This is a genomic window from Rhizobium sp. NRK18 (assembly GCF_024385575.1).
Classification (GTDB): Bacteria; Pseudomonadota; Alphaproteobacteria; order Rhizobiales; family Rhizobiaceae; genus JANFMV01.
The window spans coordinates 521,930-534,512 of sequence record NZ_JANFMV010000001.1; the positions used below are offsets into that span (position 1 = coordinate 521,930).

The window sequence follows — 12,583 nt, forward strand, 5'->3', positions numbered from 1 at the left end:
CGCAGGAGCTTGCTCCGCGGCGGTTTCGTCATCCACTGATTGATCTCAGTTGAACTTGGGCGGCTGGCTGAGATCCATTGCCGGATCGGCCGGTTTTGGTGTGTCGCCGGCATTTGGTGCGGGCGTCGACGCAGGCGGATTGAGGTCCAGCGGCGGCAGGCCCAAGGCGGGCTGGTTGTTGCCGCCCTGATCCGGTGCCGGCGCCGATCCCGGTGCGCCGAGGTTGAGCGGCGGCAGGCCAAAGGTCGGCTGGTTGTTGTTGCCCGAGCCCTGGTCGGCTCCGCCGAGCGGCGGCAGGCCCAGTCCCGGAAGGCCGGAGTCGCCCGTGCCGAAGCCCGGGACGTCGATGGTCACCGAATTCGGATCGATATGCGGTTCGTCGTCCTTGTAGTGGGTGACGAGCCAGGGGAAGGCGATTACCAGCATGATCACGGCGAACTGGATGATGATGTAAGGCAGGACGCCCTTGTAGATCTCGATCGTCTTCAGACCGTTCATCATCTTGCCCGTCGCCTGATCCTTCCATGCGCCGGCCGGGGCGACCGAGCGCAAATAGAAGAGCGAGAAGCCGAAAGGCGGTGTCAGGAACGAGGTCTGCAGGTTGATGCCGAGGATGAGGCCGAACCAGATCAGGTCGATGCCGAGCTTTTCGGCCACCGGTGCCAAGAGCGGCACCATGATGAAGGCGATCTCGAAGAAATCGAGGAAGCAGCCGAGAACGAACACGATAATGGTGACGACGATCAGAAAGCCGTATTCGGCGCCCGGCAGGCTCAGGAGCAGGTCCTCGATCCAGACATTGCCGTTGATGCCGTAGAAGGTCAGGCCGAAGACGCGCGCGCCGATCAGGATCATCATGACGAAGGCGGAGAGCTTCGTGGTCGAATCCAGCGCATGTTTCAGCGTCGATATGTTCAACCGGCGCTTGGCGAAGGCGAGGATCAGCGCTCCGGTGGCGCCCATGGCCCCGCCTTCGGTCGGGGTGGCGATGCCGAGGAAGATCGTGCCGAGCACCAGGAAGATCAGCGCCAGCGGCGGGATCAGCACGATGATGACCTGCTCGGCTAGCCGCGAGATGATCTTGTTTCTGAGCCGGGCGTTGACCAGTGCGACCGCGTAGATGACGAGAATGCCGAAAGCGAGCGATGCGACCAGCCGCCATTCGGGGCTGATGGCGGTGAACAGAATGGTGTCGCCGAGATAGTAGAGAACGGCGGCAATCGCCAGCATGACGATCAGCGACGTCACGCCCGATCCGAGTGTCCGCGCCTCGATCGGCAGTGCCGGCACCGACTTCGGCCGGATCATCGACATGACAAAGATGTAGAGGCAGTAGGCCGCAATAATGATCAGCGACGGATAGAGCGCGCCGACATACATGTCGCCGACGGACCGGCCGAGCTGGTCGGCCATGACGATAAGAACGAGCGATGGCGGCACGATCTGCGCCAGAGTGCCGGATGCGGCGATCGTGCCGGCGACCAGCGACGGCCGATAATTGTAGCGCAGCATGATCGGCATGGAGATGAGACCCATCGCCATGACCGAGGCTGCGACAACGCCGGTGGTTGCACCGAGCAGAGCACCGACGAGAATGACGGCATAGGCGAGGCCGCCGCGCACCGGTCCGAACAACTGGCCGATCGTCTCGAGCAGGTCTTCCGCCATGCGCGATCGTTCGAGGATCAACCCCATGAAGGTGAAGAACGGAATCGCCAGCAGGGTGTCGTTGTACATGATCCCGTATATTCGCTCGGGATGCGACTGCAGCAGCGGCCAGAAAAGCTTGATTTCCGGCGAGATCGACGACAGTTCCACGCCGATGACGAAGAAGATGAGACCACCTGCGGCGAGCGTGAAGGCGACGGGGTAGCCGAGCAGGAGAAGCGCCATCACCGAGGTGAACATGACCGGCGCGAGATTGTGGGCGATAAGGTCGATCATGGCTTAGTGGTTCTCCATGATCTCGGCGATATGGTCGGCATGATTGTCGGGACGCGGATCATCGATCGTGCCGGCGATCACCGCCGCACGCTTGATGACTTCCGAAACGGCCTGAAAGGTGAGGAGAATGAAGCCGGCCAGCACGGCGAGCTTGGCCGGCCAGATGATCAGGCCGCCGGCATTCGGCGACATTTCGCCGGAATTGAACGAGGTCCAGAACCACGGCCATGCCAGCCAGACCATCAGCGACGAGAAGGGCAGAAGGAAGATGACATGCAGCACGAGATCGACCCAGTCGCGCGTACGCTTCTTCCAGGAGCTGGAAATGATGTCGATGCGGACGTGCTCGTTATTGAGCAACGCGTAGGCTGCCGCAAGCAGAAAGACGACGCCATAAAGATACCACTGAATCTCCAGCCAGGCATTGGACGACATGTCGAACACCTTGCGGATGACCGCGTTGCCAGCGCTGATCAGCACTGCCGCCAAAAGCAACCATGACACGGACTGGCCGATGAAGCGCGTCACCGCGTCGATCATACGGCTCAAGGACAGTAAAGCCTGCATAGAATTCCTCCCCGAAGCGCCCTCTGTCCTTAAAGGCTCGCCAAACCGATGGCAACGTCTGTCAAGGGCAATTGCCCGGTTAAGTCGCTCGAGTCGAATTATATTTTGGCGCCTCGGCCATGTGCTGGGCGAGGACGGCGCAACTTGTTACATATGGTTGCATTATTGTTGTCGAAGCGCGGGACTTGCCGTGATGCGATTCGGGAGGCGTGGCGCCAAGCCCATTGCACTTTCCGGAGCATTTGTGTAATCGGCTTAGTCAAGAGTGGATGGAATCTGCAGGCGTCGTTTCGCGGGGATTCCGACCTGATCGGGCGAATTACCGCCTTTGTCCGATCGGTTTGCAAAGGGGAGACAAGATACGATGAGCGAGCATCCGACTGGACCGGTCGAAACCGGTGCGCCGATGAACTATGAGGAACACGAGAAGACCTACGACATGTTCATCGCCGGCGCCAAGTACGGCACGATGATCGTTGTCGCCCTTTTGATCGCCATGGCTGCCGGCTTTTTCACCGCCGGTGGTTTCCTCGGCGGTATCCTGACCTTCATCATTGCCTGCGTCGCCGGCTTCATCTTCCTGAAGTAACGGACGCACGATCAGAGACTGAAAAACCGGTCCTGGCTTTCACGCCGGGGCCGGTTTTTTCATGCTCGGAATAAGCTGCAGACATCCGCCACCGCCGGGTCGCCCAGCGATGGCGACCGGCTTGTTCAGCCGGCGCTGGCGGTGTTGGCCTTGCCCTGAACGCGGGCGAGGCCATCGCGTGCCGGCGTGTACTTCGGGTCCAGACCCAGGGCGTGGCGGTACGACTTGGCCGCCTTGGTGAAGTCGCCGCGGCGCTCGTAGATGAACGCCTGGTTCGCCCAGGATTCCGCAATGCTCGGATCCAGCTCGATGGCGTGGTTGAAATCGGCGAAGGCGTTCTCGTCGTCGTTCAGCGCGACATAGGAAAGGCCGCGGCCGTTATACGGCTCCGGCGAATTCGGCGAGAGCGAGATCGCCTTCGAGAAGTCGTCGATCGCCTTCTCGTGCTGGCCGCGCTTCTGATAGATCAGACCGCGATTGTGGTAGGCGCGTCCGTCGGTCGTATCCAGCTGGATGGCGCGGTTGAAATCGCTGAAGGCTTCATCGATGCGGCCGGCCTGGCGATAGATGTTGCCGCGGCCGATATAGGCGACGTCGTAGTTCGGGTTGATCTGCAGGGCGCGACTGTAATCCTGCGCGGCCTCGACCGGCTTGCCCATGTTGCGGTAGATCAGCGCCCGGTTGGCGTAGGCCTGATAGAAGCGCGGGTTCAGCTGGATGGCGCGGTTGAAGTCGTCCAGCGCCTTGTTGAACTCGCCGGCGCTGCCATAGGCGTAGCCACGGGTGTTGTAGCCCTGCGGATCGTTCGGATTTGCGTTGATGACAGCCGTCAGCGAGGAGATGTTCTGTTCCGAGCCCTGTGCCCGGTCCAGCTTTATCACGTCGCTGCTGGTCGGTGTGCTGACGCAGCCTTGCAGGAGTGCGGCGCCCGCGAGCAGAACGACGGCGAAGGCCGAGCGCTTGATCGTTCGCGTGGAAGTTGCCGAAACGTGGTTGCGAATGGTGCAGTCGCGCAGATCAGCCGTCATCAGGCTTAAGTCCCCCTACGGTACGAAGTTCGTATCGTTTTCTTCGTCTGAAAAGCAAAAGGCGGCGGCGATCAGATCGCCTCCGCCCAAGATACATCCGAAAGCGTCAAAAAGACGACCGGTCAATTAGTGGCTGCGGCCGTTGCCGACGAGACCTTCGCGCTGGGCGCGCTTGCGTGCCAGCTTGCGTACGCGGCGGACGGCTTCTGCCTTTTCGCGAGCGCGCTTCTGAGACGGCTTTTCGTAGTAATCGCGCATCTTCATTTCGCGGAAGATGCCTTCGCGCTGCATCTTCTTTTTCAGAGCGCGGAGAGCCTGATCAACGTTATTGTCGCGGACAAGTACCTGCACGTGAATCCCGTTCCTTTGGTGTTGGTGTTGTGCCCGCAGGCATTGCAGCAGGCAAAATAATAATAATTCGCAGTGCGCAAGCCTTGCGATTGGAAAGCGGGATAGCAGATCACCGGCGTCAAGTCCAGCGGGAGAGTAGGGGCTGTAGTAGATTTTTTGCGTTCCCGCGCAGCATCTGATGTACTGTCCGCCATTGTGTCGAAAGCGATGCTTGAATGCGTCGCAAAAGAGCCGTTGTGCCGGGGCGCGATTTGCGATTGCTAGGCTCTGCAAAATCCGGTTCTGCCGGCCATCTTGCTTTGGTCAAGGAGTGACAGGGCGCCATGCGCAAATATTCCATTTTCGCCGTTGCCCGCGAGGCAATGCGTCACCACAAGGGTTGGGGCGCGCAGTGGGCATCGCCCGAGCCGAACGCAGCCTATGACGTCATCATCATCGGCGGCGGCGGCCATGGTCTGGGCGCGGCCTACTATCTTGCCAAGGAGCATGGCATCCGCAACGTGGCGGTGCTGGAAAAGGGCTGGATCGGCGGCGGCAATACCGGCCGCAACACGACGATCATCCGCTCGAACTATCTGTATGAAGAGAGCATGCACATCTATGAGCACTCCCTGAAGCTCTGGGAGAACCTGTCGCAGGAGCTCAATTACAACGTCATGTACTCGCCGCGTGGCGTGATGATGCTGTCGCACAACGTCCATGACGTGCAGTCGTTCAAGCGCCATGTGAATGCCAACAGGCTCTATGGCATCGACAATGAATGGCTGTCGCCGGAGCAGGCGAAGGCCTATTGCCCGCCGCTCGACATTTCGAAGTCGGCCCGCTACCCGATCAACGGTGCAGCGCTGCAGCGCCGCGGCGGCACGGCGCGCCACGATGCGGTTGCCTGGGGCTATGCCCGTGCGGCTTCCGATCTCGGCGTGCACATCATCCAGAATTGCGAAGTGACCGGCATCCGCCGTGGTCCGAACGGCGAAGTGACCGGCGTCGAGACGAGCCGTGGTTTCATTGGCGCTAAGAAGATCGGCGTTTCGGCGTCCGGCCACAATACGGCGATCATGTCGATGGCCGACGTGCGCGTGCCGCTGCATTCCAATCCGCTGCAGGCGCTGGTGTCCGAGCCGATGAAGCCGATCTTCCCCTGCGTGGTGATGTCGAACACGGTGCACGCCTACATCTCGCAGTCCGACAAGGGCGAACTCGTCATCGGTGCCGGCACCGACCAGTACGTCTCGTACTCGCAGACCGGCGGCCTGCAGATCATCACCCATACGCTCGACGCCATCTGCGAGATCTTCCCGATCTTCCGCCGCGTCAAGATGATGCGCCAGTGGGGCGGCATCACCGACAACACGCCGGACCGTTCGGCGATCCAGTCGAAGACGCCGGTGCCTGGCCTCTATGTCAACTGCGGCTGGGGTACGGGCGGCTTCAAGGCGACGCCGGGCTCCGCGCATCTGTTCGCGCACCTGATCGCCAAGAACGAGCCGCACAAGTTCGCCGCCGGGCTGACGCTGGACCGGTTCCGCTCGGGTCGCCTGATCGACGAGGCGGCTGCGGCCGCCGTGGCGCACTGATCCCGATGTTTCGCAGATTTGACGGTCTCCACCCGACCGGGAGTTAAGACATGCTTTTGATCCACTGCCCATACTGCGAGGAAGAGCGCTCCGAGCTCGAATTCCGCAATGCCGGTGACGCTCATATCGTCCGTCCGGCCAACATCGCCGACATCTCCGACGAAGCGTTCGAGGCGTACTTCTTCCTGCGCGACAACCCGAAGGGCGTCATCTTCGAGCGCTGGCGGCACATCCACGGCTGCGGCCGCTTCTTCAACGCGGCGCGCGATACCGTCAGCGACAAGTTCATCACCACCTACAGGGCGGGCGAGCCGAAGCCGGATCTCGCCGCCGTTGCCATCGGTAGCCAGAAGGACATGCAGAAATGAGCGGCGCCAACCGTATTCCCGGCGCAGGTCGTCTGACGCCCGCCAAGACCGCCCGTTTCACCTTCGACGGCCGCACCTACACCGCGCTTGAAGGCGATACCGTCGCCTCGGCACTGCTTGCCAACGGCGTGCATCTGCTCGGCCGTTCCTTCAAGTATCACCGTCCGCGCGGCATCCTGTCTGCGGGTCCGGAAGAGCCGAACGCCCTGATCGACGTTTCGCGCGACGCTGCCCGCAAGCAGCCGAACGTGCGCGCCAGCGTCCAGGAAGTCTTCGATGGCATGAAGGTGTCCTCGCAGAACCGCTGGCCGTCGCTCGCCTTCGACATCGGGGCGATCAACGACTTCTTCTCGCCCTTCTTCGCCGCTGGCTTTTACTACAAGACGTTCATGTGGCCGAAGGTCGCCTGGCATCACCTTTATGAGCCCTTCATCCGTCAGGCCGCCGGCCTCGGCGTCGCGCCGAAGGAAGCGGACCCCGATCACTACGCGTCGCGCTACGCTCATTGCGACGTGATCGTCGTCGGCGGCGGCGTTTCCGGCCTTTCGGCCGCGCTTTCCGCTGCCAAGACCGGCGCGAAGGTCATCCTCGTCGACGAAAACCCGGAAGTCGGCGGTGCGCTGCGCTTCGACACCGATGTCGTCATCGACGGCATGAACGGTTACGACTGGGCGCAAAGCACGGTCAACCGCCTGAAGGCGATGGGCAATGTCACCGTGCTGACCCGCACGACCGCCTTCGGCTATTACAATCACAATTTCATCGGTCTCGCCGAACGCGTTACCGATCACCTGGCCGCGTTCGACAAGGCTCTGCCGCGTGAGCGGCTGTGGCAGGTCCGCGCCAAGCGCGTGGTCATCGCCTCCGGCTCGATCGAGCGGCATATGGTGTTCGCCAACAACGACCGTCCCGGCATCATGCTGGCATCGGCGGCACGCACCTATCTCAACCAGTATGGCGTTGCCGTCGGCACCAAGATCGGCGTCTACACTGCGCATGACTCTGCCTATGAGGCCGCCTTCGACCTGAAGCGCGCCGGTGTGTCCATCGTCGCCATCGTCGATTGCCGCAAGCAGCCGGGCGTTGCCGTCCTGAAGGAAGCCGACCGGCTGGGCATCAAGGTGCTGATCGGTCATTCGGTGATCGGCACGACGGGCAAGCTGCGCGTCAATTCGATGACGGTTTCCCGCAACGGCGCGAGCCGCGGCGAGAAATATGCCGTCGACGCGCTGATCGTATCGGCAGGCTGGACGCCGTCGGTGCATCTCTTCTCGCAGTCGCGCGGCAAGCTAAAGTTCGATGCCGAAAAGCAGCGTTTCCTGCCCAACATCTACGCCGAGAAGGGCATCTGCGTCGGTGCCTGCAACGGTACGGACGCCATTCAGGCGGCCATTGACGAGGCGATCGCTGCCGGCGAGGCCATGGCTGCCGAGTCCGGATTTGCGACCGGCGAGAAGGTCGCCGTCTCCGGATCGTCCGCCTATGAATGGACCGGCGGCATGATCGGTGCTGCCGAAGGCGCCGGGCCGGAGACCGCCGTCAAGGCGTTCATCGACTTCCAGCATGACGTGTGCGCCAAGGACATTCGTCTCGCCGTTCGCGAGGGCATGCGCTCGATCGAGCACATCAAGCGCTTCACGACCAACGGCATGGCGTCCGACCAGGGCAAGCTTTCCAACATGCATGGTCTGGCGATCGCCGCGGAAATGCTCGGCAAGGACATTCCGGAAGTGGGCCTCACCACGTTCCGCGCGCCCTATACGCCGGTCACGTTCGGCACGCTGATCAATCATTCACGCGGCAAGCTGTTCGATCCCGCCCGCAAGACCCCAATCCATCCCTGGGCCGAGGCGCGGGGCGCGGAATTCGAAGACGTCGGCAACTGGAAGCGTGCCTGGTTCTTCCCGAAGGCCGGCGAGACCATGCATCATGCGGTCGACCGCGAGTGCAAGACGGTTCGTGAAGTCGCAGGCGTGTTCGACGCGTCCACGCTCGGCAAGATCGAAGTCGTGGGTCCGGATGCGGCGAAGTTCCTGAACCTCTTGTACACCAACGCCTGGGATACGCTGAAGCCCGGTCGCTGCCGCTATGGCATCATGACCCGCGAGGACGGTTTCGTCTACGACGACGGCGTCGTCGGACGCCTGGCCGAGGATCGCTTCCATGTGACGACGACGACCGGTGGTGCACCGCGCGTCCTGCAGCACATGGAAGATTATCTGCAGACGGAATTCCCCGAGCTGAACGTCTGGCTGACGTCGACCACGGAGCAGTGGGCGGTCATCGCCGTTCAGGGGCCGAAGGCACGCGAGATCATCGCGCCGCTCGTCGAAGGCATTGACCTTTCCAACGAAGCCTTCCCGCATATGAGCGTTGCCGAGGGCAAGATCTGCGGCGTGCCGACCCGGCTCTTCCGCATGTCGTTCACCGGTGAACTGGGCTTCGAAATCAACGTGCCGGCCGATTATGGCAAGGCCGTCTGGGAAGCCGTTTGGGAGCGTGCGGAGCCGATGGGCGCCTGCGCCTACGGCACCGAGACCATGCACGTCCTTCGCGCCGAAAAGGGCTACATCATCGTCGGTCAGGATACCGACGGCACGGTGACGCCCTATGATGCGGGTCTTGCCTGGGCTGTGTCGAAGAAGAAGACGGACTTCGTCGGTATTCGCGGCCTGAAGCGCCCGGATCTCGTTCGCGAGGGACGCAAGCAGCTGGTCGGCTTGAAGACGAAGGATCCGAAGATCGTGCTGGAAGAAGGCGCTCAGATCGTCGCCGATCCGAACGAGCCGAAGCCGATGACGATGCTTGGTCACGTGACCTCGGCCTACTGGTCGGAAAATTGCGGCCATTCGATCGCGTTCGCGCTGGTGGCCGGTGGCCAGGCCCGGATGGGTCAGACGCTCTATGTGCCGATGGCGGACCGCACCATCGAAGTCGAGGTGACGGACATGGTGTTCTTTGACAAGGAAGGAGGCCGGATCAATGGCTGATATCGCTCAGGCAAATCGCGAAGGCGTTCTCTCCGGCCGGTTCGGCGGTTCCGCCGTCGTCCGGATCACGCCCGCCGCGCCGGCAAGCCGGATTTCGCTGCGTGCGCCGGCCGGCTCTCTCGCCGCCCTTTCGGGCGCGCTGGGGCTGACGCTGCCAGTCAAGCCGAAGACGTCGAACAGCGCCGACGGCCGTCATGCGCTCTGGATCGGTCCGGACGAATGGCTGATCATCGACGAGAACGAGGCCGACCTGATGGCTGCCGCGGCGTCTGCGGGCGCGCTGCATTCGGCAACGGATGTATCGCACCGCAATACGGCGATCATCGTTTCCGGCCCCGGGGCTGAGGCGACCGTCAACAGCGGCTGCCCGCAGGATCTGTCGCTTGCCATCTTTCCGGTCGGTGCCTGCTCGCGCACGATCTTCGGCAAGATCGAGATCGTTCTTTTGCGCACGGCCGACGACACATTCCGTGTCGAATGCTGGCGCTCGTTTGCCGATTACGCCTTTGGTCTTCTGACGGAAGGTGCCGAAGACGCCGCTCTCTGAAGCGGCGTCTCATGGACAGTCCCATGGCCGGTCAGACGTTGTCGGGCCGGTCCTTGGGATCGAACTGGCTGATTGTCAGCCAATCTGCCGTCAGCGCCGGCTTTTTTTCATCCTCGATCTCGATCTTCACGCCGTAGGTATTCATCAGCATGGAGCCGCCGCGAAAGCGCGCTTCGGCGAGGGAGAAATGCGCGCGCACGCGTTTGCCGGACCTGACCGGCGAAACGAAACGGACCTTGTCGAAGCCGTAATTGACCCCCATCGTCTGTTCTCGAATGCGCGGAATGCAGCTGTAGCTCATGGCCGACAGCAGCGAGAGCGTCAAGAAGCCGTGGGCGATGGTTCCGCCATACGGCGTTTCCGCGGCCGCTCTTTCAGGATCCGTATGGATGAACTGGTGATCCAGCGTGGCGCTGGCAAAGGCATCTATCATCGACTGGTCGACAATAATCCAGTCGGAAACGCCGATCTCCTGTCCGACAAGGCCTGTGACCTCAGACAGTGAAATTTCTGAAGGCATGAAGGGGGTTCTTTCAAAAGGGAGTCACAAGGGGGCTTAGAGTTCCTGCTCTGTATAAAAGGCGACAGTGCGGCGGGCAAGGACGACAGGTGTCCTCGCCGGCCGGTCTCCACGCGCAAAGACCTGCATCCAGCGGGTTCCGTCGCGATCGGGAAGGTTGAATTCCATCGGCTCTCGGCCGCGGTTGACGAGGATTGCCAGACGGGTGTCGGTCATGGCGGCCTTGATGTCCGGGGTACGCAGCAGCATGACGAAGCCGTCGAGATCCGGCGTCTCCCAATCGGCGACCGTCATCGGCTGGCCGTGGCGGTTCAGCCATTCGATGTCGCCGTCTTCGCCGGAGAAGAATGTTGTCTCGCGCAGCGCCGCAAAGCGCTTGCGGATCGCGGAGACGAAGGCGACGTGATCGACCAGCCGTTCGTCCATCGCCTCCCAGTTCAGCCAGGTGATCTCGTTGTCCTGAGCGTAGGCATTGTTGTTGCCGTTTTGGGTGCGGCCGCCTTCGTCGCCGGCCGTCAGCATGACTGTTCCGCGGCTGGCAAACAGCGTCGAGAGCATCGCCATCACGTCGTCTCGACGGTTCTTGAGGATCGAGCGATTGGTCGTCTCGCCTTCGGCGCCATTGTTCCACGAGTGGTTTTCATTGTGGCCGTCGCGGTTTTCCTCACCGTTCGCCTCATTGTGCTTGCGCTCGTAAGAGACGAGATCCATCAGTGTGAAACCGTCATGGGCGGCGAGGAAATTGACGGAACGCGTCTGGCGACCGCCATTTCGCGAAAAGATGGGCGAAGAGCCGGCAAGAGCCGTCGCCATAGCGCCGGTCATGGACCGGTCGCCGCGCCAATAGAGCCGCATGTCGTCGCGCGCCCGGTCGTTCCACTCCAGGAATTTTTCCGGGAAATTGCCCAGCTGATAGCCGCCGGGGCCGATGTCCCATGGCTCGGCGATCAGAACCCGGTCCGAAAGCACATTATCCGTCTGGATCGCCTTCAGCGTTTCCGCATCGCGGCTGAAGCCGACCTGCAGATCGCGGCCGAGAATGGGCGCCAGGTCGAAGCGGAAGCCGTCGACACCGGTCGCCAGAACGAAATGTCTCAGGCTGTCGACGATCATCTGGCGGATGATGGGTGCGTCGCAGGCGACCGTGTTGCCGCAGCCCGTGTCATTGACCAAGAGGCCGGGATTGTCGGGCGCATGAAAAAAGCTGCAAAGGCTATCAATGCCGCGCAGTGACAGCGTGGGACCATGACGGTCGCTCTCGCCGGTGTGGTTGAAGACGAGGTCGAGGATCACGCCGATGCCGGCTTCCCTGAGCGTCGCCACTGTCTGGCGCAATTCGGCGACGCCGCCAGGCGCCAGGCGCGGATCGAGCGCCATGAAGGTGACGGGGTTGTAGCCCCAGCCGTTCTTCAGGCCGAGCGGCGGCAGGTGGCGCTCGTCGATCCAAGCGGTGATCGGCATCAGTTCGACCGCGTCGACGCCCAGTTTCAGCAGGTGATCGACGACGGACGGATGCGCCAGCGCGCCGATGGTGCCGCGCTTCCTTTCGGGAATATCCGGATGAAGTTTGGTGAACGGCCTTACCGCGACCTCATAGATGAAGCCGCCGGGGCGGAAGAGCGGTGCCTTGATGTCCACCGTCTCCGGTGCCGTCACGATCGCTTTCGGGACAAGGTTTGCCGTGTCGTATCCGAATTCGGAGAGGCGCTTGCTGTAGGTGAACGGCCTGTCGAGTTCCTTGGCATAGGGATCGACCAGCAGCTTGGCCGCGTCGTACCAGAGGCCGTGATCGGGAGAATAGACGCCCTCGGCGCGAAACCCGTAGCGCGTGCCGCGCCGAACACCGTCGACGGATACACGATGGACATCGTCAGAGCCGCGCACCATGGGTAGCCGGCTGATTTCCTTCTTTCCCGAGGCATCGAACAGGCAGAGATTCATCCGCGATGCGTGCTTGGACCAGATCGCGAAATCGCATCCGCTATCGGTAAGGTTGGCGCCGAGGGAGGTGAAAGCCATTCGCGGGTCCAGTCTGACTGTGCCGAGCTCGCCGCCGGTTCGGCAACGCACGCTTCGTTCGATATTGATAATCAATTTCCGAG

Annotated in this window: 11 protein-coding genes; 5 read left to right on the forward strand and 6 right to left on the reverse strand. The window is 61.9% G+C overall.

Going from position 1 to position 12,583, the window contains the following annotated elements:
• Positions 1-45: 45 nt before the first annotated feature.
• On the reverse strand, positions 46-1,944 hold the full coding sequence (locus tag NN662_RS02375) for a TRAP transporter large permease subunit (protein ID WP_261928717.1): 1,899 nt from the start codon (positions 1,942-1,944) through the stop codon (positions 46-48).
• 3 nt (positions 1,945-1,947) lie between these two features.
• On the reverse strand, positions 1,948-2,511 hold the full coding sequence (locus tag NN662_RS02380; RefSeq protein WP_261928718.1) for a TRAP transporter small permease subunit: 564 nt from the start codon (positions 2,509-2,511) through the stop codon (positions 1,948-1,950).
• Between the two features lie 364 nt (positions 2,512-2,875).
• Between NN662_RS02380 and NN662_RS02385 the strand changes: the two genes are divergently transcribed.
• Positions 2,876-3,100: an aa3-type cytochrome c oxidase subunit IV gene (locus NN662_RS02385; protein WP_261928719.1), complete on the forward strand. Its 225-nt coding sequence runs from the start codon at positions 2,876-2,878 to the stop codon at positions 3,098-3,100.
• A 125-nt stretch (positions 3,101-3,225) separates the two neighbouring features.
• Here NN662_RS02385 and NN662_RS02390 read toward each other — a convergent pair whose 3' ends face one another.
• Both NN662_RS02390 and rpsU read right to left on the reverse strand, forming a co-directional pair.
• Positions 3,226-4,128: a tetratricopeptide repeat protein gene (locus tag NN662_RS02390; protein ID WP_261928720.1), complete on the reverse strand. Its 903-nt coding sequence runs from the start codon at positions 4,126-4,128 to the stop codon at positions 3,226-3,228.
• A 126-nt stretch (positions 4,129-4,254) separates the two neighbouring features.
• On the reverse strand, positions 4,255-4,479 hold the full coding sequence (gene rpsU / locus NN662_RS02395; RefSeq protein ID WP_261928721.1) for a 30S ribosomal protein S21: 225 nt from the start codon (positions 4,477-4,479) through the stop codon (positions 4,255-4,257).
• Between the two features lie 323 nt (positions 4,480-4,802).
• Between rpsU and NN662_RS02400 the strand changes: the two genes are divergently transcribed.
• From NN662_RS02400 to NN662_RS02415, 4 genes are read left to right on the forward strand one after another with little or no spacing between them, the layout of a single operon-like run.
• On the forward strand, positions 4,803-6,056 hold the full coding sequence (locus tag NN662_RS02400) for a sarcosine oxidase subunit beta family protein (RefSeq protein WP_261928722.1): 1,254 nt from the start codon (positions 4,803-4,805) through the stop codon (positions 6,054-6,056).
• Positions 6,057-6,106: 50 nt separating this feature from the next.
• On the forward strand, positions 6,107-6,424 hold the full coding sequence (locus NN662_RS02405; RefSeq protein ID WP_261928723.1) for a sarcosine oxidase subunit delta: 318 nt from the start codon (positions 6,107-6,109) through the stop codon (positions 6,422-6,424).
• Positions 6,421-9,414, forward strand: a complete 2,994-nt coding sequence (locus NN662_RS02410) for a sarcosine oxidase subunit alpha (protein ID WP_261928724.1) — start codon at positions 6,421-6,423, stop codon at positions 9,412-9,414. Before NN662_RS02405 ends, NN662_RS02410 begins: the two co-directional genes overlap by 4 nt.
• Entirely contained in the window at positions 9,407-9,961 is a 555-nt protein-coding gene (locus NN662_RS02415; RefSeq protein ID WP_261928725.1) for a sarcosine oxidase subunit gamma, read from the forward strand. Before NN662_RS02410 ends, NN662_RS02415 begins: the two co-directional genes overlap by 8 nt.
• A 31-nt stretch (positions 9,962-9,992) precedes the next feature.
• On the opposite strand, the gene NN662_RS02420 is transcribed toward NN662_RS02415, so the two are convergent.
• On the reverse strand, positions 9,993-10,481 hold the full coding sequence (locus NN662_RS02420; protein WP_261928726.1) for a MaoC family dehydratase: 489 nt from the start codon (positions 10,479-10,481) through the stop codon (positions 9,993-9,995).
• A gap of 36 nt (positions 10,482-10,517) precedes the next feature.
• Entirely contained in the window at positions 10,518-12,500 is a 1,983-nt protein-coding gene (gene glgX, locus NN662_RS02425; protein WP_261928727.1) for a glycogen debranching protein GlgX, read from the reverse strand.
• Between the last annotated feature and the right edge of the window lie 83 nt (positions 12,501-12,583).